The sequence below is a fragment of the Gordonia sp. 34D genome (assembly GCF_056682775.1).
On record NZ_CM155293.1, the window covers coordinates 3,878,332 to 3,899,600 of the forward strand.

At 63.9% G+C, this 21,269-nt stretch carries 24 protein-coding genes; 15 read left to right on the forward strand and 9 right to left on the reverse strand.

Annotated features, from left to right (window positions below; translation table 11 throughout):
• Positions 1-8: 8 nt before the first annotated feature.
• Genes AC1L34_RS18010 through AC1L34_RS18020 form a run of 3 tightly spaced genes read right to left on the reverse strand, consistent with a single transcriptional unit; the run spans position 9 to position 5,222 of the window.
• Positions 9-1,058 carry a glycoside hydrolase family 6 protein gene (locus AC1L34_RS18010; protein ID WP_424294270.1) on the reverse strand — a complete coding sequence of 350 codons (1,050 nt, stop codon included), beginning with the start codon at positions 1,056-1,058 and terminating at the stop codon, positions 9-11.
• Entirely contained in the window at positions 1,040-2,995 is a 1,956-nt protein-coding gene (gene glxA / locus AC1L34_RS18015; protein ID WP_424323572.1) for a radical copper oxidase GlxA, read from the reverse strand. Before glxA ends, AC1L34_RS18010 begins: the two co-directional genes overlap by 19 nt.
• A gap of 58 nt (positions 2,996-3,053) precedes the next feature.
• A complete protein-coding gene (locus AC1L34_RS18020; RefSeq protein WP_480034985.1) occupies positions 3,054-5,222 on the reverse strand; it encodes a glycosyltransferase family 2 protein in 2,169 nt (722 codons plus the stop codon).
• 281 nt (positions 5,223-5,503) lie between these two features.
• Between AC1L34_RS18020 and AC1L34_RS18025 the strand changes: the two genes are divergently transcribed.
• The 3 genes from AC1L34_RS18025 to moaA are packed head-to-tail and all read left to right on the forward strand — an operon-like array spanning position 5,504 to position 7,415.
• Entirely contained in the window at positions 5,504-5,986 is a 483-nt protein-coding gene (locus AC1L34_RS18025; protein WP_480034986.1) for a MogA/MoaB family molybdenum cofactor biosynthesis protein, read from the forward strand.
• Entirely contained in the window at positions 5,986-6,414 is a 429-nt protein-coding gene (locus AC1L34_RS18030; RefSeq protein ID WP_424293886.1) for a molybdenum cofactor biosynthesis protein MoaE, read from the forward strand. Before AC1L34_RS18025 ends, AC1L34_RS18030 begins: the two co-directional genes overlap by 1 nt.
• Positions 6,411-7,415 carry a GTP 3',8-cyclase MoaA gene (gene moaA, locus AC1L34_RS18035; protein WP_424293885.1) on the forward strand — a complete coding sequence of 335 codons (1,005 nt, stop codon included), beginning with the start codon at positions 6,411-6,413 and terminating at the stop codon, positions 7,413-7,415. Before AC1L34_RS18030 ends, moaA begins: the two co-directional genes overlap by 4 nt.
• Before the next feature lie 12 nt (positions 7,416-7,427).
• Here moaA and AC1L34_RS18040 read toward each other — a convergent pair whose 3' ends face one another.
• Genes AC1L34_RS18040 through AC1L34_RS18060 form a run of 5 tightly spaced genes read right to left on the reverse strand, consistent with a single transcriptional unit; the run spans position 7,428 to position 10,162 of the window.
• The gene (locus tag AC1L34_RS18040) at positions 7,428-7,664 is read right to left on the reverse strand and encodes a MoaD/ThiS family protein (protein WP_424293884.1); all 237 of its coding nucleotides are present in this window, start codon (positions 7,662-7,664) and stop codon (positions 7,428-7,430) included.
• On the reverse strand, positions 7,661-7,915 hold the full coding sequence (locus AC1L34_RS18045) for a DUF6457 domain-containing protein (RefSeq protein ID WP_424323568.1): 255 nt from the start codon (positions 7,913-7,915) through the stop codon (positions 7,661-7,663). Before AC1L34_RS18045 ends, AC1L34_RS18040 begins: the two co-directional genes overlap by 4 nt.
• A complete protein-coding gene (gene mobA, locus AC1L34_RS18050; RefSeq protein ID WP_424323145.1) occupies positions 7,912-8,493 on the reverse strand; it encodes a molybdenum cofactor guanylyltransferase in 582 nt (193 codons plus the stop codon). The genes AC1L34_RS18045 and mobA overlap by 4 nt, the downstream gene beginning before the upstream one ends.
• Positions 8,490-8,966: a cyclic pyranopterin monophosphate synthase MoaC gene (gene moaC / locus AC1L34_RS18055; protein WP_480034987.1), complete on the reverse strand. Its 477-nt coding sequence runs from the start codon at positions 8,964-8,966 to the stop codon at positions 8,490-8,492. Before moaC ends, mobA begins: the two co-directional genes overlap by 4 nt.
• A complete protein-coding gene (locus AC1L34_RS18060) occupies positions 8,963-10,162 on the reverse strand; it encodes a molybdopterin molybdotransferase MoeA (protein WP_424293880.1) in 1,200 nt (399 codons plus the stop codon). The genes moaC and AC1L34_RS18060 overlap by 4 nt, the downstream gene beginning before the upstream one ends.
• Before the next feature lie 180 nt (positions 10,163-10,342).
• On the opposite strand from AC1L34_RS18060, the gene AC1L34_RS18065 reads away from it, so the two are divergent.
• The 12 genes from AC1L34_RS18065 (at position 10,343) to AC1L34_RS18120 (ending at position 20,666) form a co-directional block, all read left to right on the forward strand.
• Positions 10,343-10,750 (forward strand): TOBE domain-containing protein, encoded by a 408-nt coding sequence (locus AC1L34_RS18065; RefSeq protein WP_480034988.1) that lies wholly within the window; start codon positions 10,343-10,345, stop codon positions 10,748-10,750.
• Positions 10,747-11,505 (forward strand): molybdate ABC transporter substrate-binding protein, encoded by a 759-nt coding sequence (modA, locus tag AC1L34_RS18070; RefSeq protein ID WP_480034989.1) that lies wholly within the window; start codon positions 10,747-10,749, stop codon positions 11,503-11,505. The genes AC1L34_RS18065 and modA overlap by 4 nt, the downstream gene beginning before the upstream one ends.
• The gene (locus tag AC1L34_RS18075) at positions 11,502-12,308 is read left to right on the forward strand and encodes an ABC transporter permease (protein WP_424293877.1); all 807 of its coding nucleotides are present in this window, start codon (positions 11,502-11,504) and stop codon (positions 12,306-12,308) included. Before modA ends, AC1L34_RS18075 begins: the two co-directional genes overlap by 4 nt.
• Positions 12,305-13,330 (forward strand): sulfate/molybdate ABC transporter ATP-binding protein, encoded by a 1,026-nt coding sequence (locus AC1L34_RS18080; RefSeq protein WP_480034990.1) that lies wholly within the window; start codon positions 12,305-12,307, stop codon positions 13,328-13,330. The genes AC1L34_RS18075 and AC1L34_RS18080 overlap by 4 nt, the downstream gene beginning before the upstream one ends.
• A gap of 122 nt (positions 13,331-13,452) precedes the next feature.
• On the forward strand, positions 13,453-13,755 hold the full coding sequence (locus AC1L34_RS18085) for an urease subunit gamma (RefSeq protein ID WP_424293875.1): 303 nt from the start codon (positions 13,453-13,455) through the stop codon (positions 13,753-13,755).
• Positions 13,756-13,763: 8 nt separating this feature from the next.
• On the forward strand, positions 13,764-14,093 hold the full coding sequence (gene ureB / locus AC1L34_RS18090) for an urease subunit beta (protein ID WP_480034991.1): 330 nt from the start codon (positions 13,764-13,766) through the stop codon (positions 14,091-14,093).
• On the forward strand, positions 14,093-15,790 hold the full coding sequence (locus tag AC1L34_RS18095; protein WP_424325274.1) for an urease subunit alpha: 1,698 nt from the start codon (positions 14,093-14,095) through the stop codon (positions 15,788-15,790). The genes ureB and AC1L34_RS18095 overlap by 1 nt, the downstream gene beginning before the upstream one ends.
• Positions 15,790-16,440: an urease accessory protein UreF gene (locus tag AC1L34_RS18100; RefSeq protein ID WP_424293872.1), complete on the forward strand. Its 651-nt coding sequence runs from the start codon at positions 15,790-15,792 to the stop codon at positions 16,438-16,440. The genes AC1L34_RS18095 and AC1L34_RS18100 overlap by 1 nt, the downstream gene beginning before the upstream one ends.
• On the forward strand, positions 16,433-17,164 hold the full coding sequence (gene ureG, locus AC1L34_RS18105) for an urease accessory protein UreG (protein WP_424293871.1): 732 nt from the start codon (positions 16,433-16,435) through the stop codon (positions 17,162-17,164). Before AC1L34_RS18100 ends, ureG begins: the two co-directional genes overlap by 8 nt.
• A gap of 86 nt (positions 17,165-17,250) precedes the next feature.
• Complete coding sequence (locus AC1L34_RS18110; RefSeq protein WP_424293870.1) at positions 17,251-17,874, forward strand: urease accessory protein UreD; 624 nt, start codon at positions 17,251-17,253, stop codon at positions 17,872-17,874.
• Positions 17,835-18,854 carry a HoxN/HupN/NixA family nickel/cobalt transporter gene (locus AC1L34_RS18115; RefSeq protein WP_480034992.1) on the forward strand — a complete coding sequence of 340 codons (1,020 nt, stop codon included), beginning with the start codon at positions 17,835-17,837 and terminating at the stop codon, positions 18,852-18,854. Before AC1L34_RS18110 ends, AC1L34_RS18115 begins: the two co-directional genes overlap by 40 nt.
• A gap of 108 nt (positions 18,855-18,962) precedes the next feature.
• Positions 18,963-20,666, forward strand: coding sequence for a purine-cytosine permease family protein (locus AC1L34_RS18120; RefSeq protein WP_424323562.1), 1,704 nt, complete (start codon positions 18,963-18,965; stop codon positions 20,664-20,666).
• A 69-nt stretch (positions 20,667-20,735) separates the two neighbouring features.
• Here the strand turns inward: AC1L34_RS18120 and AC1L34_RS18125 are convergent, their stop codons facing one another.
• The gene (locus AC1L34_RS18125) at positions 20,736-21,107 is read right to left on the reverse strand and encodes a DoxX family protein (protein ID WP_424293867.1); all 372 of its coding nucleotides are present in this window, start codon (positions 21,105-21,107) and stop codon (positions 20,736-20,738) included.
• Between the last annotated feature and the right edge of the window lie 162 nt (positions 21,108-21,269).

Consider the following 21,269-nt stretch of genomic DNA (forward strand, 5'->3'; position numbering starts at 1 on the left):
ACGACTGCTTAGGGCTTCTCGGCAATGTCCATCTGCCCCAGCTGTAGCCACATCAGGTTGTTGTCGAAATGGCCCGCCGGCTGCGTGCTGGCCCCGCAAACGCCGTCAGATTCGGCCGGGCGCTTAATGAAGACATCTTCAAAGAGCTCCTGCGGGTCGAAGACCCTGTCGGTGGTCTTGCCGATAAGTGCCCACCCGGGATTGCACCACTGTCGATCAGGCGGTGCCGCACCATTTCGCGAGACGTCGACCAGCGTGTACAGCGGCCTGCCGAAGGCCTTCGAGATGGCCTCGGAATACTTGTGGGTTTCCTCGGTGGTCCGGAAGTTGGAGATATTGAGAGCGATGCCCGGAATCTCCGCGCCAGCGCGCTCCACGCGTCCTAGCAAGTCTGCTGTCTGATTGGCCGTGCGCCACCCGCTGTTACCCGCATCCAGGTAGACGGCGGTATTGGGGTTGTTCTCGGCGAACAGTTTCAGCGTCTGGGCCAACAATCGAACGCGCTGACTGGCTTCCTCCGGGGTTTGCATATCCGGAATGTGGGCGAGCGCATCGGGCTCGATCACCACAACCGAATTGCGCGTACCGATGCGCTTGCTGATCCCTCTGGCCCACTTCTGATACTCGGCTGCGGTGTCCGCACCGCCAGCCGAGAATTGCTCAAGGTCGCGGTCCGGGATGTGGTACAGCACGAACACCGGAACCGTACCCTTTGCCGCCTCCAAGGCTCGATCAATCGAGGCGTCGTCGCCGTCGCCGACAACCCACTCGGCGACAGGCTGCTCCTGAAGGCCATTGACTGCCTCGACGGCGGCCTCGGTCGTGTAATTCCCGTACGCCGTCTGATACTGCTCGAGAGCCTTCTGCAGGTTCTCGTAGTAGACCGGCGTGGTTTTCAGGGAGTACTCCGCTTCCACCGGTGCCAACCTGCCCGGGGGCGGTTGGTTCGGCGGGCGCGGATCGTCGCTGCCGCATGCGGTCAATGCCAGGGGGGCCGCGCAGGCGATAGTCAAAGCCAGCGTAGAAAGGCGACGTCGAATCACTTGACCAACACCCATCGGGACTCGCTCGATAGGCCCTGATCATCGTTGACGATCAGCATGTAGTTTCCCTTCGGCATCAGTGCGGTTGAAGTGGGCAGCACAATGGAGAAGTTATCGCCATCCTGCGTGAACGGAACATCAACGGCGCGAACATTCGTGTCGGTGATGTGGGTGGTCGATGCCGGGACAAACATCCGGACCGACGTGATCTTGGTGTTGCCCGCCTTCGATTTGAGCTTGAAGGTGCCAGGGGTGCCGAGCGCCATCTGCTTTGGACCGTCGATGACGGCCGGCTTCACCAGACCGTCGCGTTGCGCGCGGAAGACCTCGGGTGGGGTGAAGATCTCCAGGCGCTTTTCAAAATTGCCGGGCTTGGAGTTCTTGTTGTCGGAGAACAGTGGATCTGAACCGGCGGTGATGATCTGCCCGTTCGCGAGCATGCTGGCTGTCGAATGGTAGTTGCGGCCCACGAGCGGGTCAGCGATACGCCGCAGTTTGCCGTTCTCCGACAGGATGTACGCCTTGAGAGTGTCGCTCTTGTCGATGCCCCGGTACCGCTTGGCACCGTGGGTGATGAGAAGCTCACCGTTCGGCAGCGGAACCAGATTCGGGTAGCGCGTGGGATCCTCGAGCCTCCCGAACGGCTTGAACGACGGGTTCGGCTCGTTGAGATCGATAATGTCGATGCGGTCGGTGGTACGAAGCGAGTCGCCAACCCCGCCGCCACCCACGACCACCATGCGCTGCTTATTTACCGGGCCCAACCAGGCAGCGGAACCCGTCTCAAGAAGTTCAGGGTCGCGGATACCCGGAACCGGGCGGAAGGTGTTGTTGTCCAGGTTCCAGAACCCGGGCTGGCGGGCCTTAGTTGCTGGGCCCCAGCCGGTGCTCGGACCGGCAAAGAACATTTCCAGTGGCCGCAGCGTGGAGAAGATCGCCGGGTAGGTGGGGAAGAAGCGCTTGATCTCGGGGCGTTCGGTCCAGCTACGCGTCGCGGGGTCGTAGGTTTCGATCTCGCCGTCGAGGATGGTGCCCGCGTTGTCCAGGCCGGAGATCGCCATCACCTTCCCGCTCGGCAGGGTGGTGAGGGTCGGGTACCAGCGGGCGAACTTCATGTCGCCGACGCGCTCGTACTCTTCGGTGATCGGGTTGAACTCGAATGAATCGTCGATGCCCTGGTATTCGTACTTCTCCATTGTGAGCTTGGGTGCGTACGCGTGAACGTTCGATGCGTCGTAGGAGTCCAGGCCAATGTTCACGGCGAACGAATGGTTGGTCATGATGACGCCCTTGGCGCCCTCAACTTCGGACTTGACGAACACCCTGCGCTCCACCGGAGTGACTTCGTAGGTCCACGGGTCTTTGGTAGCCGGAGGTAGCACGATCGCGGCATCCGAGCGGTACTTGTTGCCGTTCTTGGTGGAGGTGAAGACCGTTCCCTTCGGAATGGTGTAGCCCCGGTCCGGGTTTTCGTTCACCACGACCATCGCGCCGGCCGCGTGGGTGACGTTTTTGCTGAGCTTCTCGTAGCCCTTGGTTCCGCCCGCAACCAAGACGTTGCCGTGCTGAAGGTGCGCGTGGCCACCGCAGAACATGTCTTCGGGCGTGTGAACCTGCTTGACCGACCCGGTGATGGGGTCGTAGACGATGGTCTTGAAAGTGCCGGCCTCGAACATCTGCCGGTTGTTACCAGAGCCGGCAATCAGCAGTAGCTTGCCCGTTGGCAAGACGGTGCTGTGGATGGCCTGGATTTCCTGGTCGTCGCCGAGATTGATGATGTCCCACTTGCCGTTCTCGGCAAGGTAGTCAATTGAGTTGATCAGACGCTCATGCAGGACGTTGCGCACGAGCGTCGTCGCGGGTGGTGCCGAAATAGCAGCAACCGACAGCACTGCGACAGCGGTGATGAGCCACCGCCACCATCGACTGGCAACCTTCTTGAAGAACGGCATAACCGACCTTTCGCGTAGCGGTTCAGCGCAAGAGTTCGTGTGCGCTATTCGTAATTGGCTAAGAACTCCGAGTTCGGGTGCGGCGTGTCCAGGCCACAACGCGCGACGCCAACCAAATGAGGATGGGAGCGACAGCGAGCAGACCGGCGATCGTCGGCCATGCCAACGTTTCGATGGCAACTCGATCGCGGTCAAAGATGAGGTACCCGATCACCAGGTATACGACAACCCAGAAAATGTTGTGCCGGAACGTAAACAGCGAATCTTTCTTGCTGTTCTTGCCTTTTGGGGTGACATCGAACTTGGGGTTGGCGGTGAGGAACGACTTAACCATCGACGCCGCGTAAATCGGTGCGGCGGCGACACTCATGAACATGCCAAAGACACCCCAGGAGTTGGTGGTTTCGAAGGGGCTGACGTTGTACCGGCGAGCCGAGATAAAGCAGAAGATTTGGAGGACAATTGTCCAGGTGTAGAACAGGATCCAGTGTTCTGGGCTCACGACTGTGCCACTGTCGCCGTACCAGGCGAACAGTCCGGAGTTGATCGCCCCGAGAACCCAGGTGAGGCCCATGACTGGATAGAACGCCATCAGCAGCAGGTAGTGCAGGACGCGACGCGGGTGGCGCCACATCTGCATCATCTGCAAGAAGAACGGTCCAGCGATGGCATGCCGGATCGCGCCGGTAGCCCAGCGGTTTTGCTGCTTAAAGTAGTCACCCCAGGTGACGGGGCCTTCACCGTGGGCCAGGACGTCGGGGGTGTAGACGGCCTTCCATTCATTGCCGGTCTCGGGGTTCCGCTTCGTGAGTGCTTTGAGGCCGGTGGCGAGGTCTTCGGTGATGGACGGTTGGGCACCGCCGATCTGGTCGTAGACCGCCGTGCGGATCGCATAGTTGGTGCCGACCAGCATTGGGCCGCCGTAACTGTTGGCCGCAGACTGGATGAGGGAGTGGAACACGAATTGCTGCGACTCGGCCAGCTTTGGCACGGTGCGGTTGACGGCGTTGCCGTATGCCTGCGGAGCAGACACGTAGGCGATGTCCGGATCGTTGAAGTAGCAGATGAGGCGGGTTGTCAGTTCCGGCAGCGGCACGTGGTCGGGGTCAAGACCAACCAAAATGTCGTACTTCGGAAGATCGGGATCATTGCTGACGACGTCGTAAGCGGCGTTGAAGTTGCCGTGCTTGGTCTTGGGGGCGTACTTGGCGCCGCGGTTGTACTTCTTAATCCCGAGGCGACTGATGCGCCGGATTGTGTTGCCTGCCTGCTCGGCGTTGAGTCGATCAACGAGATCCTGCACCGAAGTGGGATCGTCGGGGTCGCCCTCGTCGAGGACAAAGATGTCGACCAGTGGTTGCCGGTCGTCGTCGGTGGCTTTGGTGCCCGGCGTTGATTTGAGTTTCTTCGCCGCAATGAGGGTCTGTTCAAGCACCTCAAGGGATTCCAATCGCGGAACGAAAGTAATGAAGACGGCAACCTGAAGATTCTGCTGGATCCGGGAAGGGATCGGGGAGCGCACCAGTGACGTCGACATGGCGAGCATCGAGACCAGCGCGAGCCGACTGACGTCGACGATGGTGGTCAGGACGATGATCGTCGCAGCAGCCCACGACACCGCTCGGAAGATCCGCGAGTCGAGCGGCGGCCCGGAGGCAAGTAGCCACCAGACGTAGCCGATGGAAATCGTCAGCATGAGTCCGGCGATCAACCAGTTGGACAGCGTGCGGAACTTCCCGCTTGGCCGGCGCAATCTCAGGGTCGACGAGTCGTCGTCGGTGAGATCGCCGGTGGTGTGCGCCTTCTCGACGAGAGCCCTGGCCACCTCTGGGGAAATTGCGGCGGAGATGGTGGGGAAAGCTGCGGCGGATTCGATGATCGCATCAGCTTCAGCGTCCGTCGAGTCCGAGTCGTTGTCAGGGCGGTCCGCGTTGAGGTCAGCGTCTGCAGGCTTGTCGGCTTCGCCGTCCGGGACGGCTACCTCCAGGTCCGGCCCATCCAGATTGATCTCTGTCTCGACGAGAACCGTGAGTTCGGTACCGCCGGGAGCCTCGTCGCCAGAGCCGGTCGGGGAACTCTGCGGTGCCGGACGCAATGTCTCCTCGACGACGGCCAGCGTTAGGCAGTCCTCGAGGTCGAGATCAGTGGCGGTGTCGGACGACAGATCCGGTTGATCCTCGTCGGTTACGACATCCTGGTAAGAACCGGTCGCGGTAACTTCTTCCACCCCCTGATTTAGCTAATCTTCCGGTGCCGCGAAGGCACTCCCCGTCGATTCGCCGGAAAACGACTTATGTCCCGTCGTATCACTGTTGAGAATGACAGTATGCAATACGCCGGTTTTGTTCAGAATATGTCGGGTATTCGAATGAGCGGGACTGGGACACGCGGCATGACCTCGACGGTTCATCCGTTCCGATAGCATCGGGTGCGGCACGCAATCGCGTCACCGGCGCCTCGGTCGGGCATGTCGATGCGGGAACTTGCCGGTCGTGGCAGTCTTGAACTGTGGAGTTCATCAAAGGGAAAGCGGCAATCATCACCGTGTCGGATAGGTCGTTCACCGGTGAGCGCGAAGATGTTTCGGGTCCGCTTGCCGCCGAGCTGCTGCGTACCGCCGGATGGACGACCACGGTGAGCGTTGTTCCCGACGACCGGGAGGCAATATCGCGTTGCATTGTCGATCTTGTTGACGCCGGGACCGACTTGGTTGTGACCACCGGGGGGACAGGTGTTGGGCCTCGAGATGTGACTCCGGAGGCCACCGGTTCGCTGTTGACGCGCGTACTCCCGGGAATCGCCGAGGAAATTCGCCGCGCGGGTCTCGCGTCGCTGCCGCAGGCGATGCTCTCCCGCGGGGTCGCAGGTATGCGGGACGGCGCGCTGGTGGTCAACCTTGCTGGGTCGACGGGGGCCGTCCGCGACGGGGTGCCGGTGGTCCTCCAGGTCGCTGAGCATGCGGTGGCTCAGGCAGCCGGGGGCGATCACTGATGATCGCGCTCACCGCCATCTCCGACGTCGACCTGGACGTCGCCGCCCACATCGCAGCCGTCGCGGCGCCCGATGCCGGAGCAGTCGCCGTCTTTGTCGGGACCGTGCGCGACAATGATCCGGACGCTGCGGGCCGCGTTACCGAACTCGAATACAGTGCGCACCCGGATGCCGAGAGGTACCTCCGGGACATTGTTACCAGCCTCGATCGGCCTGATGTGCGGATTGCGGTCAGCCATCGCGTGGGGTCGCTGCCGGTCGGCGGCGTCGCGATTGTCGCCACCGTGTCATCGGTGCATCGGGCCGAGGCGTTCGACGTGAACCGCGAAGTGGTCGAACGCGTCAAGGCCGAATTGCCCATGTGGAAAAAGCAGTTCGAGAGCGATGGCTCCCACACGTGGGTTGGGCTCGGAAGGGTGACGACATGAGCGACCCAACCGGTCTCGTCGACAGATTCGGCCGCGTGCACCGCGACCTGCGGATTTCGCTGACCGACCGGTGCAACCTGCGCTGCACCTACTGCATGCCCGCCGAAGGTGTCCCGTGGATACCGCGTCCGGACTTGCTCAGCACCGACGAACTGGTGTCCCTCGTGGAAGTCTTTGCCCGACTCGGGATTGTGGAGGCACGACTCACCGGCGGTGAACCGTTGCTGCGCCCCGACATCGTCGACATTGTGGCGCGACTGTCGGCCATCGAGGGCCAGCAGGGGCCGCTGCGAATCTCTATCACCACCAATGGGATTGGGCTGTCGAACTTGGCTGGGCCGCTGGCTGAAGCCGGTTTGGAACGGTTCAACATCAGCCTCGACACCCTGCGCGCTGACCGTTTCGCCAAATTGACGCGGCGCGATCGCATTGACGACGTACTCGCCGGGATCGCCGCGGCGTCGGCCACCGGATTGCGTCCGCTGAAGATCAACACTGTCGCGATGCGCGGCGTCAACGACGATGAACTCGCCGACCTGCTGCGCTTTGCGCGGGATCACGATGCACAGTTGCGGTTCATCGAGCAGATGCCGCTCGACGCCGGACATACCTGGTCACGGGCGCAGATGGTGACGGGCGAAGAGATCTTGGAAGCGCTCACTGCCGAATTTGAATTGACTGCCAAACCGGGCCGCGGGTCAGATCCTGCCCAACAGTTCATTGTGGACGGCGGCACCACCACGGTCGGGGTCATCGCTTCGGTGACAGCACCGTTCTGCGGGGCATGTGATCGCGTCCGCCTCACCGCCGATGGACAGTTGCGTAACTGCCTGTTCGCGACGGGGGAATCGGACCTGCGAGGCCGCTTGCGGTCCGGTGCGACCGTCGATGACATCGAAGCGATGATCCGAGAATCGGTGACCGCCAAACGCGCGGGTCACGGGATCGACGACCCCGGCTTCCTCCAGCCGGATCGGCCGATGTCGGCCATCGGGGGATAGGCGCTTTCGGCGCTATCCGCCCGCAAACGGCGGCAGCACGTCAACGGTGGCGCCCGTCGGGGCGAAGGTGTCGTCGGTGGCGCGCGTGCCATCGACCAGGACGGAGCAGCAGGTGAGGACGCGAGCAAACTCAGTGCCGTACTCGCCGGACAATTGTGCCTTCAACGCTGACACGGTCAGGCCGCCGTCGTGGGGTTGTTCGGTGCGGCCTGCGGCCTCCGCGGCACCGGCAAAGTAGCGGATAATCACGGGTCGGTCCGGTCCGACTGCTTGGCGAGGACTTCCTGGATCCGCGCGGCCGCAGTCTCGGCAGCCATGCCATTCGCGACAGCCACCCCGATCAGGTACGTCGTGATGGGGCCAGCGGGCCGCAACACCGAGTGGGCGACGTCGCGTGTGACATCCAAAAGGAGTTCTGTCGGGACACTCGGATCGTCGATTCCCAAAGCGGGGGCAAGCTCGGCGACCCAACGATCCAGGCCGGGTGGGTACGTGCTCATGAATGGTCCTCCTCATGTTGATACTGCGCTACGTCGTCCCACGTGTCGAGGTCCTCGGTGGCACCAAGGCGGTCGTCAACCCCGTACAGGTTCAAGCCGGCCACCAGCAGTCGCATCGACACGTCCCGAACGTCGGGCAGCGAATCGAGGGCGCTGCGTAGCGACGCTATTCGATATCGGCCGGCGAGCCACTGATCGCGGCCACCGGCGTCCCGCAGAATCACCGCGTCGGCAGCTTCCGGCGTCGGAATCTCGCGCAACTGGGCGACAATCAGTGCCGCACGCGGAAGGTCACACGCCAACACCCAAACCTCCGCTGCGGCGTCCAGGATGCCGTCGAGTTCGACGAACGCTGCGGCCAGTCCGGCGACCGGACCACCGAACGGTGGTTCCTCTTGCACGACCGTCACGCCCGGGTGTGCAATCGATTCCGGACCTACGGCAATTACCGGGTGCGCTTCGGCGAGCGAGGCGTATACGGCATTGATGAGCGGCTGGCCGTCGATTTGGAGATTTGCTTTGTCCGTTCCACCGAGGCGGCTCGCTCGGCCGCCGGCCAGTACGATCGCCGCCGTCATCGGATCCAGTCTCCGCTTTTGCCGCCGGTTTTGCGGAGGAGGCGGATGTTCTCGATCTCAACGGACTTGTCGAGGCCCTTCACCATGTCGACAAGCGCGAGGGCGGCCACGCTGACGGCGGTGAGCGCTTCCATCTCCACTCCGGTGCGGTCGGCGGTCCGAACGGTGGCCTCCACGGCGACACCTTCGTCGACAATTTGGAGTTCGACGGCCGCACCGTGCACCCCGATGACGTGCGCCAGGGGGAGCAGCTCGGGAGTCCGTTTGGCGGCAGCGATCCCCGCGATGCGCGCGACAGCGAGAACATCGCCCTTGGGCACGGTGCCGTCGCGAAGTGCTTCGACGATGGTCGGAGTGCAGCGGACAAAGCCGGAGGCGGTGGCGCTCCGAATGGTGGGGGCCTTCTCCGTCACGTCGACCATGCGCGCCTGTCCGGCCGCGTCGAGGTGAGTAAACGGTTGGGGATCGGTCATGACAGCACCATCACGGTAATGAGGTCTCCTTGCGAAACGTGGTCAACGTCGGCGGGAATAAGTGCGAGCGCGGTGGCGTCGGCCAGGGACGTCACCAAGTGGGAGCCGCTGCCCCCACGTGCGGCGGGGGAGACGGTGTTGTCGTCGTAGATGGCGGGCAAGATCTGCAGGCGCCCACCGCGACTTCGCCAGTCGACCGCGGCTTGGCGGGTGACGAGCGGACGATCGATGTTGGTGTGACCACCCATGCGGCGCAGGGCGGGTCGCACAAACATTTCGAACGAGACCGCTACGCTTACCGGGTTTCCGGGCAGGGCGAACACGGGGATGCCGTGGGACAGGCCAAATCCCTGCGGCTTGCCGGGTTGCATTGCGACAGTGGTGAATTCGATGCTGCCGGTGCCGTCCAAAACTGCCTTGACGACGTCGAACGCGCCGACGCTGGCTCCGCCGGTCAGGATGACCGCATCCACGTCGAGTTCGGCCATGGTGGCGCGGAGAGAATCGTTGTCGTCGAGGACGTGTCTCACCGCGGCCACGATCGCGCCAGCTTGCTCGACCGCTGCGGTCAGCAGCACCGAGTTCGATTCGGGGATCTGTCCGCGCGTGGGGGTGCCCGACGGCGCGATGAGTTCGGATCCGGTGGAGATGATGGCGACGCGGGGGCGCGGGTGGGCCTGCACGGTTTCGAAGCCTGCGGAGGCGATGGCTGACAGTTGCCAGGGGCCCAGCACGGTTCCGGCTGTGACGGCCACCCGACCTGCGGGGGCATCTTCGCCTGCGCGTCGAATGTGGGCACCGGGCTTGGGAGCCGCCGTGATCGTGATGGATTCCGGTGTGGTTGCGAGGATTCCGGTGCCGAGGTCGGTGTCTTCAAGTGGAACCACGGCGTCGGCGGCGGTCGGGACCGGTGCGCCGGTCATGATGCGGACAGCCTCACCCGCACCTATCGCCGGATCGTCGGGGCTGCCTGCGGGAACGTCACCCACGATGCGCAGGGTGGCGCCGACCGTCGCGTCTGCGCCATGCACGGCGTAGCCATCCATTGCGGAGTTGTCGAAAAGCGGTACGGCCCAACGGTTGGCGATGTCGGCAGCCAAAACGAGGCCGGTTGCGTCGGAGGTGCGGTGCGCAGCGGCGGGCAACGGCCCCACCGCGCCAAGGATTCGTGCACGATGCTCGTCGACGGTGATCACGTCGCCAGCGTATCGCGCCGCAGACCCTCCGGGTCTTTTCCGCTTTTCTGTCACGTTTCGACCAGACCGTCACCGATCGCGGCGTTTCGTGACGCAACGGCGGTTTCCGGACCCGTAGATGTCAGAAAAGGGGCAGGAGGCGGATGCGGAGGAGCGCAGATGCGGCTAGATTTACTGATTATGACCGTATTTCGGGTTCGAGAGGCAGCGTCGCTCCTCAGCGTCAGTGACGACACCCTACGACGATGGATCGACGCCGGCCGAATTTCCTCGGGGACTGACGACTCCGGACGGGCCACCATCGACGGTGCCGACCTCGCCGCCTTCCTTCTCCACGACGACGCCGCCAACGCCGACGATCCGGTTCAACGTGGAACCAGCGCCCGCAACAGGTTTGTCGGGATCGTTACGCAGGTGCAGTCCGACACTGTGATGAGTCAGGTGGAAATGCGTTGCGGCCCGCATCGGGTGGTGTCGCTGATGTCGACCGAAGCGGTCCGCGACCTTGGCCTGGCAGTCGGTTCGCTCGCGACCGCGACAGTCAAGGCGACCAACGTGGTCGTCGAAACGCCGGGCGGTGCCGCATGAAGCCGTTAGCGGCGCTGGTTACCTGCCTTGCGCTGCTGCTCACCGGTTGCGGAAACGCCAGTACCGGCCCCGAGGATCAGCCGCTGGTCGTCTTCGCCGCCGCGTCGTTGCAGGGAGTGTTCGACGAGATGTCGGTCGAGTTCACCAAATCTGAAGCGGGTCAAAAGTATTCGGTGGCACCGATCGTCTATGACGGTTCTCAGGCGCTTGCCACGCAGATCGTCGAGGGTGCCGATGTGGACGTTATTGCCTTCGCCAACCAGTCGAGCCTGGAACCGGTTACTGCGGCGGGACGCTCGAGTGGTGGAACGGTTTTCGCGACCAACACGCTGCAGATCGCGGTCGCGCCCGGCAATCCCAAACACGTGGAAAGCCTTGCCGACCTTGCGAAGCCCGGGATTGCGACAGTCCTGTGCGCACCCGAAGTGCCGTGCGGAAAGGCCTCGGAAAAGCTACTCGACGCTGCGGGCGTTCAGGTGGCACCGGTCAGCGAGGAAACCAATGTGACCTCGGTTGTGACGCGCGTGCGCAACGGCGAGGCAGATGCCGGACTCGTCTACCAAACGGACGTGACCGCGGCTGGGAACGCGCTCACCGGCGTCACTCCCTCGAACGCGGCTGTCGCTATCAATCGGTATCCGATTGCCGTCGCCACCCGAGCCCCGTCGCCGACGGCAGCGCAGGCTTTCACTACTTTCGTCCTCTCGCCCGCGGGTCGAAAAATCCTCGCGGACTACGGGTTCGGCCTGCCTTGACCGAATCTCGCGCGGCACCGATCCCCAAGGCGCTCTATGCGCCGGCCCTGCTCGCGTTGACTCTCCTCGTTGCGCCGATCATTGGCCTCATCTCCCGCGTGCATTGGGACACCCTCGGCGCGGATTTGTTTTCGTCGGCGTCGTTGACGGCGCTGGGATTGTCGTTGGTGACGGCGGCCTGTGCCACCGTCGCCTGCATTCTGTTCGGTACCCCGCTTGCGATTCTGATTGCCCGAGCCAGTCGACGGTCGGCGTCGATCTTGCGGGCCCTAGTGCTGATTCCGCTGGTGCTGCCGCCGATGGTCGGGGGCCTGGCGCTGCTGTCGCTGCTGGGGCGATCGGGCCTGATTGGCAAACCAATTTTCGAAATCACCGGGCACAGCCTTCCCTATACGACCGCCGCGGTGATCGTCGCGCAGGCCTTCGTCGCGATGCCGTTCTATGTCGTCACCGTGGAGGGCGCGCTGCGGACGGCGGGCGACGGCTACGAACACATTGCGGCCACGCTCGGGGCTGGGCGGTGGCGCGTCCTCGGCCGCATCACGTTGCCGCTGGTCCTGCCGGGCCTCACTGCCGGTGCCGCCCTCGCATTTGCCCGGGCCCTTGGCGAGTTTGGTGCCACGGCGCTGTTCGCCGGCAACGCTCCGGGAGTCACGCGGACCATGCCTCTTGCCATCTATACGGCGTTCAATGGTGTTGGCGTCAACCAGGATTCGGCTGTCGCGCTCTCGCTTCTGCTGTTGGTGAGCACTGCGGTCATCGTGCTGGGACTGCGGTCGTGGCGGCGGGCGGGGATCGTATGACGGGCCGCGCGCTCACCGCCCGGATCGAGGTGGAACGGGCCGACTTCACCGTGTCCGCAGAGGTATCGGTGGCGGCCGGTGATTGTCTGGCGATTCTGGGACCGAACGGTGCGGGGAAGACGACGATCCTCGGGGCGCTCGCCGGGCTGGTCCCGTTGACGGCGGGTCAGATCCGGCTCGGCGACCGCGACCTCGACGGCAGCGTTCACGTGGCTCCCGAGCACCGTCGCATCACCTTGCTGGAGCAGAAGCCGCGACTGTTCCCGCATCTGAGCGTCGTGGAGAACCTAGCGTTCGGGCCGCGCTCGCAGGGGCGCTCGCGACGTGAGGCGAGGGAGATCGCCGACAGTTGGCTCGATCGCATCGGACTGCCCGACGCTGGCGGTCGTAAGCCCAAGCAGCTATCGGGCGGCCAACAGCAGCGGGTCGCGGTGGCGCGCGCCTTGGCTGCCGAACCCGAAGTGCTCCTACTTGACGAACCCTTCGCCGCCCTCGACGCCGAGAGTGCACCGATGATTCGGCGGATGCTGGCCGACGAACTCGCACGCACTGGGACCACCAGCGTGCTGGTGACGCACGAACTGTCGGATGCGTGGCAGTGGGCCAGTTCCTGTCTGGTGCTCAACGACGGTCGCGTCGTCGAAGAGGGGACTCCCGCTGAGCTCGCTGCGTGTCCGCGAACGCAATTCACCGCCGCCCTCGCCGGGTACAGCGTGATCCGTGGGCGCTGGCAGCAGGGAGAGGGCCGTCGGGGGGCATTGATCGTCGCTGATGGCCAAGTCCCTGGTTCCGCAGACGGGGTGATCGACGATGGGGCGGAAGCATTCGGCATTGCCGTGCCCCACGAGGTCACCGCCTCGCGTTCGTCGGGGGCTGTGCAGTCGCGTGTGCGGTCGGTGTCGGTGCACGCCGGGCGACTGCGAATCGAGGCCGAGAATGGCCTCGTCGCCGAATCGGACGAGCGCGTCACCGTCGGCGAACGCCTGTGGTTTACGCCGCGGAAAATGCGCGTGCGGCGGTAGCGTGTTACCCCGCGTTGCGTGTTTATGACGTTCGTGTGAAGTGACCTGGCGCGAACAGATTTCGGTGGAAAGCCGGTGGCACCATGGGTAATCCAAGCTCATCCGAGTGCCGAGGAGACCACATGCACCTATCACCCGCGGACGCCGAAAAGCTGCTGCTAGCGGTGGCGGGAATGGTCGCGCGCGATAGGCACCAGCGCGGCGTCCTCCTCAACTACCCCGAGACGATTGCACTTCTGTCGACTTGGGCGATTGAACGGGCCCGTGAGGGGGCTGGCGTCGCCGAACTTATGGAACGAGGCAGAGGCGTCCTCACCCGTGATGATGTGATGCCGGGGGTAGCGGAAATGATCGACGACGTGCAGATTGAGGCCACCTTCCCCGATGGTCGCAAACTCGTCACCATCCATCACCCCATCGACTGAGGACAACAGTGCCAACACCTTTTCGCACCGCAGGTCCCGGCGCTGTCCGGGTCCGCCGCGGAAGCATTGAGCTCAACGGGAACCGAGGGGCCGACGAACGCCTTGAATTGGTCGTCCTCAACACTGGCGACCGCCCCGTCCAAATCGGCTCGCATTGCCATCTGCCGGACACCAATCCAGCGCTGGACTTCGATCGCGGTGCCGCTGAAGGTTTCCGGCTCGACATTCCGGCCGGCACCTCGATCCGCTTTGAACCTGGTGCCTCCAAACGGGTCGATGCCGTTGCGTTGCAGGGCAAACGGGTAGTTCCCGGAATTTCGATCAAAGGCAACCGCTGATGGTGCATATCGACCGCGAACGGTACGCGGCGCTCCACGGACCCACCACCGGCGATCAAGTGCGCCTCGGCGATACGGACCTGTGGATCGAAATCGAAGCCGATCGCACAATCGGCGGCGACGAGGCGGTCTTCGGCGGTGGCAAGTCCGTCCGCGAATCCATGCTCCAGTCGGCAGTGCCACGCTCGGCAGGTGCCCTCGATACCGTCATCACCAACGTGATCGTTCTCGATTGGTGGGGTATTGAGATCGCGGACGTCGGTATCCGCGACGGGCGCATTGTCGCGCTCGGGCGCTCCGGCAACCCGGATATTGCCAGCGGCGTCCACCCGGATCTGGTGATTGGGCCATCGACCGACGTGGTTGGCGGGGAGGGGCACATCCTGACTGCGGGCGGCATCGACTCGCACGTCCACTTGCTGTCGCCGTCGCAGATCCACGAAGCCCTCGCCACCGGAATTACGACCATCGTCGGCGGTGGGACCGGGCCGTCGGACGGCTCCAAAGCCACCACCGTGACGCCCGGCCCCTGGCACCTTGCGGCCATGCATCGCGCGCTCGACGATCTGCCCGTCAACGTGCTGCTCCTTGGCAAGGGCAATACGATTTCAGCGGAGGGCCTGGCGGAACAGGCCTTGGGCGGCGCTGCCGGTTTCAAAGTGCACGAGGATTGGGGCTCGACGCCTGCCGCGATCGACGCTGCCCTGCGGGCCGCCGATGACTGGGGCCTTCAGGTCGCGCTGCATTCGGACTCACTGAACGAGGCCGGGTTCGTTGACTCCACTGTCGCCGCGATTAATGGCCGAAGTATTCATGCGTTCCACGTGGAGGGAGCCGGCGGCGGACACGCTCCGGACATCCTCTCGATCGCGAGCCTGCCGCACGTCATTCCGGGTTCCACCAATCCGACGCTCCCGCACACGGTGAATACCGTCGCCGAACATCTCGACATGCTGATGGTGTGCCATCACCTCAACCCGGCGGTCGCCGAAGATTTGGCGTTCGCCGAGTCCCGAATCCGTGCGACGACCATCGCGGCAGAAGACATCCTTCACGATCTCGGGGCACTGTCGATTACCTCGTCCGATGCCCAGGCGATGGGCCGGATCGGCGAGGTCATCACCAGGACATGGCAGGTGGCGCACGTCATGAAGGACAGCCGCGGCTCGTTGGGTGGCGCTGCCGACAACCTGCGGGCCCGTCGGTACGTCGCGAAGTACACGATCAATCCGGCGACAGCGCACGGCATTGACCATGAGGTGGGGTCGGTGGAGGCGGGGAAGCTCGCCGACCTGGTGCTGTGGGACCCTCGATTCTTCGGTGTCCGACCGGAGCTTGTCATCAAGGGCGGGTCCATTGCGTGGGCTGCGCTCGGCGACCCCAATGCCTCCATTCCGACACCGCAACCGGTCCTGCAGCGACCCGCATTCGGCGCATCGAACGGGGCCGACCTGGCGGTGACTTTCGTTTCGCCTGCCGCACTCGATGATGGCCTCGCGGACCGGCTGCAGCTCCGACGACGTCTCGCCGGTGTGCGGCCAACGCGCCACGTTGGGAAGGCCGATATGAAGCTCAACGACCAGCTGCCGCAGATCGAGATCCGGCCCGACACGTTCGAGATCAGCATCGACGGCGACCCGGTGATTCCCGCCCCGGCCACACACCTGCCGCTGACCCAGCTGTACTCGCTGTTCTGATGTCAGCCCTCGCGATGCTCCTTGCGGATGCCCGACTGCCGTCGGGCGGCCATGCCTACTCGGCGGGCATGGAGCCCGCGCTAGCCGGTGGCATGCCGCCTGTCGAGGCGCGGGCGCTCATGTTGGCACGAGCTCGGACGACATCGCTGGTGGAGGCAGGCACCGCCGTCGTTGCCCGAAATGCGGTTCTCGCGCAAGCCCCGTTGATGCCGGTGCAAAGCGCGTGGGCCGCCCGGACTCCCGCACCCGCGGTCCGTACGGCGTCGTCGGCTCAGGCTCGCGGCTACTTGCGTCTTGCGGACCGACTCTGGCCTGCGGCAACAGTTTTCGCCAACCTCCCCGAGCGCCCGTGCCGGGCCGTCGTCCTCGGGGCGATCGCGGCCGTCGCCGACCTGCCCGCCGCTGACCTGGCGCGGCTCACCATCTACGACGACGCCGCCACTGCGGCCAGTGCGCTCCTGAAGCTCGAACCCGGTGACCCCGTTGAGGTCACCGCCTGGATCCTCGACGCCTGTGCCGATGTCGAACCCCGGGTGGCCACATTGGCCGCCCTCACCGATCCCGCCGACATTCCCGCGGCGGGTGCCCCGCATAGCGAGCTGTGGGCCAGTGCCCACGCCCGCCTGACGAAAAGGTTGTTCCGTGCCTGACCCTCGTTCCCAAGCCCCATCTCGAGCCCTACGACTCGGTGTCGCTGGTCCGGTCGGCACCGGCAAGACCTCGGTGATCGCCGCCATCTGCAAGGCCCTCGCCGACGATCTTGAGATTGGCGTCATCACCAATGACATCTACACCGATGAGGACGCTCGATTCTTGAAGTCGGCGGGCGTGCTCGACGCGGATCGGATTCGCGCTGTCGAGACCGGAGCCTGCCCGCACACCGCGATCCGCGATGACATCACCGCGAACGCCCTCGCGGCTGATGACCTTGAAGCCGACTTCGCGCCGCTCGAGCTGATTCTTATCGAATCCGGTGGCGATAATCTGACTGCGACCTTCTCGCCAGCCCTCGTCGACGCGCAGCTGTTTGTGCTCGATGTGGCAGGTGGCGGTGACGTCGCACGCAAGGGTGGCCCCGGCATCGGCCGTGCCGACCTGCTCGTCGTCAACAAGACCGACCTTGCCCCGTACGTCGGGGTCGACGTCGCGGCGATGGTCGCCGACGCCGGTCAGGCCCGCGAAGGGCGCCCGGTGCTCGCGTTGTCGAAGACCGACGAGGCATCGATCAACGAGCTGCGGGCCTGGGTCCTCGGGATCCTCGCTTCGTATCAGAGCGGCCATCATTCACCCGTCGACCCGGGGCCGATGGCACCGCACTTCCATGCCGATGAGGAGCATCCCGGAGGCGGCTATACGCACGCGCACGAACATTGAACAGCGCCCGCATCGGTGTACGCGCGGCCACGGGCCGCGCGTCTATTGACCTGTCGTCCGGGAGTGGCGAGCTAATCCCACGGCTGTTGAGTCGTACCCCGTGCGGGGCGCGCGTCGCGCTGGTCGCTGGGCGAGCCCTGGTCCTCGGCGGAGACGCCATCAGCCTGCAAGTCGAGGTTGGGGCTGGCTGCACGCTGGAACTGGTTGAGGTTGGCGGCACCGTCGCCTACGACGCCGACGGGCAGGGATCGTCGTGGGTTACCACCGTGGGTTTGGGGCCCGGATCCACCCTGATCTGGCGAGGCCTGGAAACCGTCATTTCCGACGGTGCCAATCTGCACCGCCGCACGGATATCAGGATGGCCAACGACGCCCGAGCCCTGATCCGCGAAGTCGTGGTCCTCGGTCGGAGCGGTGAACGCGGCGGGCAGTTGCTCTTGGAAACCTCGGTGACTTTCGGTGAAAGTCCGCTGCTGGTGGAGTCGCTCGACGTTCGCGGTGACCGACCTCAACCCGGCATTCTCAGCGACCACCGCGTCCTCGAATCGGTTCTGATTGCTGGAATCGACCCCGATCTGACCGATGAAAAGCACACCATGGAACTGGCCGGACCCGGAGCGCTCGCACGTTCCCTCGGCTCGGCGGCGCACGGACTTTCCCTGGAGGAGACGTGGAACAGTTGGCACACTCAACTCACCCGACGGCCGTGACCGACAGCGGACGCCTGTGGGCGGTCGTGGTAATTGCTGGCCTGCATCTGCTGGGTTGGGGGATGCTCCTTGGCCTCGTCGTACCGATGGATGTCCGCTACGGCGCAGCGGGTCCAGCGGCGATCGCCGTTGGCCTGGCCGCCTACGCGCTGGGCGTGCGGCACGCGTTCGACGCCGACCACATCGCCGCCATCGACAACACCACGCGGCGCTTTGTCGACCGAGGTCGGCCAGCATCGACAGTCGGACTGTGGTTTGCGCTCGGACACTCGTCGGTGGTGTTTCTCCTTTGCCTGGCGCTGGTTGTCGGATTCGGTGCGCTTGGGCAGGCTATTGCCGATGACTCGTCGGGTGTCCACGCCGTCGCGGGCGTGTGGGGTCCCGTGGTGTCCTCGCTCTTCTTGTTGGCAATCGCGGGACTGAACTTCGCCTCGTTGCGTGGCGGGCATACCGCCGGAGGACCCGTATGGCGGGTCATGTCGCGGTTCGAGCAAGTGGTCGACCGCCCCACGCGGATGTACGCCGTTGGCTTCACCTTTGGGCTCGGGTTCGATACCGCCACCGAAATCGGACTCCTCGCTCTCGCCGGGTCGGCATCGTTTGGAGCCGTGCCGTGGTGGGCCGTCCTGACCCTGCCGATCCTGTTTGCCGCCGGGATGTCGCTGATTGACACGGTGCAGGGAGCGGTAATGCGCCGTGCCTACCTGTGGTCGCCCGGACGGTCGAAGGCGCTGGGTTACGGCGCCATCATGACCGGGATCTCGGCGATCGTTGCCGTCTCCATCGCGACCGTTCAACTCTCCACCGTCGCCCACGACACCCTCGGCTGGGCGGGACCCTTTGCCTGGATCGGCAGTGCCAACCTGGGAGCCGTCGGCTTCTGGCTCACCGGCACTCTCCTCGCTGTCTGGGCCTCGGTCTTTGTACTGACCCGCAAGCGAGTCGGTGTGGGCCGAGAGGTTCCGGCCACAGAGCCGTAACACGAGGGACGCATCGGTTTCGTCGCTGAAACCGGAGCGAGGTCGGCCGGTGACACCGCAGCCATAGCTTTCAACTCAAGCATGAAAGCAACGGCGAGTGGAGGATTGATGACCGAACAGCTGATAGAACCCCCAGCGACAACAGTCGCCAGCAACGGCGCGGGTAGCAGCACCGGAAGGGATGACGCCCTCAACGAGACCCTTGAGGATTACACGCTCCGATTTGCGCCGCGAAGCTACCGCAAGTGGAGCGCGGCGGTGGTCGCGACATCGGCACTCGGCGGCATCGCCTACCTTGCCGACTTCGCAGTTGGTGCCAACATCGGTATGGCGCACGGCACGGGCAACGCGCTGTGGGGCATCGCGCTGTTTGCCGTAGTGATCATCGTGACTGGCGCACCACTGGCGTACTACGCCGCGCGCTACAACATCGATCTCGATCTCATCACCCGGGGAAGCGGCTTCGGGTATTACGGCAGCATCGTGACCAACCTGATCTTCGCGTCGTTCACGTTCATCTTTTTCGCGCTCGAAGGTTCCATCATGGCGCAGGGCTTGGAACTCGGACTCGGAATACCACTGCCAGTCGGTTATCTCGTCTCCACCCTGATTGTGCTGCCGCTGGTGATCTACGGGATGAAGGCGCTGGCCAAACTCCAGGTGTGGACCACTCCGCTGTGGTTGGTCATGATGGTCGGACCGCTGGTGTATTTGCTTGCCGCGCACCCGGATTCGGTGTCACAGTTCCTGTCGTTTTCTGGTGTCGACGCCGATGGGCAACCCCGCGGTGAAGGCGTCAACTTCGCGGGCGTAATGCTGTGTGCTGGCGTCTGCCTGTCGTTGATCGCGCAGATCGCCGAACAGATCGATTACCTGCGATTCATGCCGCCCCGCAGCCCCGAGAACAAGCGCCGCTGGTGGGCCGCCGTGCTCATCGCCGGGCCCGGATGGGTGCTGTTTGGCGCCGTGAAGCAGATTGTTGGCCTGTTCCTAGCGGTGTACCTGATCGCCAATGTTGCCGACAGCGTCGGCATCGCGAATCAGCCGGTGCACCAGTTCGTCCAGATCTACGACGACATGATGCCCGCATGGCTGGCTATGACTCTCGCCGTCGTGCTGGTGGTGATCTCACAGATCAAAATCAATGTCACGAACGCCTACTCGGGGTCGCTGGCCTGGACCAACTCGTTCACACGCGTCACCAAGACGTACCCGGGCCGACTGGTCTTTGTTGTCGTCAACCTGGTGATCGCCCTCGTGTTGATGGAAGCCAACATGTTCAGCTTCATGAGTGAACTCCTCAACTTCTACGCCAACTGCGGTATCGCGTGGATTGTTGTCGTGGCAACTGACATCGTGGTCAACAAGTACCTGCTGAAGCTGAGCCCCAAGGCACCGGAGTTTCGTCGAGGAATGCTCTACGCGGTGAATCCAGTTGGCTTCGTGTCGCTGATCGTCGCCGCCGGTGGTTCGATTCTGGTGTTCTTCGGGGTGTTCGGTGACACCGTCGCACCGTACTCGCCGATGGTTGCGGCCGTTCTGGCGTTTGTCCTGCCGCCGATCTTGGCAATCGCCACAAGTGGGCGTTACTACCTGCGTCGCACTGACGACGGCATCGACCTGCCCATGTATGACGACTTCGGCAATCCTAGCGATGCCAAGCTTCTGTGCTGTGTCAGCGGGATGGAGTTCGAGCGCCCGGACATGCTGGCATCGGCCCTACCTGCGGCTGATGGGTCCAAGCAGTACATCTCCTCGCTCGCGCTCGCCTGCGATAAGACCGGCGCGCACGTATTGCCTGAGCAGCAGTAGCGCAACAACTGTGTGCCTTTGCCCCGCGCGGGGCAAAGGCACACAGTTATTAGAGGTGGGACGTGACCGTCAGAGTGCGTACGGCCCGAATCGGCCCCACGCAACAAATACGGCCAGGACGAGAAGAACAAAGTTCACCATGATCATTTGGGATTCGTTGCGTCGCGCGTGCACGGCTATCGCCCCAGCCATCACAATCGCCAGGCCGGACGCGGAAAGGGGGACCAGTACGGGCGCAATTCTCGTCACTGCCGGGAGGATCAGTCCGATGGCGGCGAGAATCTCCAGTCCACCGATCGTCTTTACCGCGTTGGAGCTGAAGTCGTTGACCCAACCCATGCTTTCGGCCAACTTTGCCTTCGGTTGGGTGGCCTTCAACGTTCCCGCACCACCGAAGATGACGGCGAGGACCACCGCGACGATCCAAAGGACAATGTTCATGGGTGTCTCCTAGCTGATTGGCAGCTGCCCGATGCAGATGCACCTTAGCGATCGGAGCCATGCTGCCTTAAATCAGCGCACCGATAGCCGTGCTCCAGGCATTTTCGCGCATGTGGCTGCTATGTCCGCGGCTGAAGTCGTATGCCGGATCCCAGAAGTGGG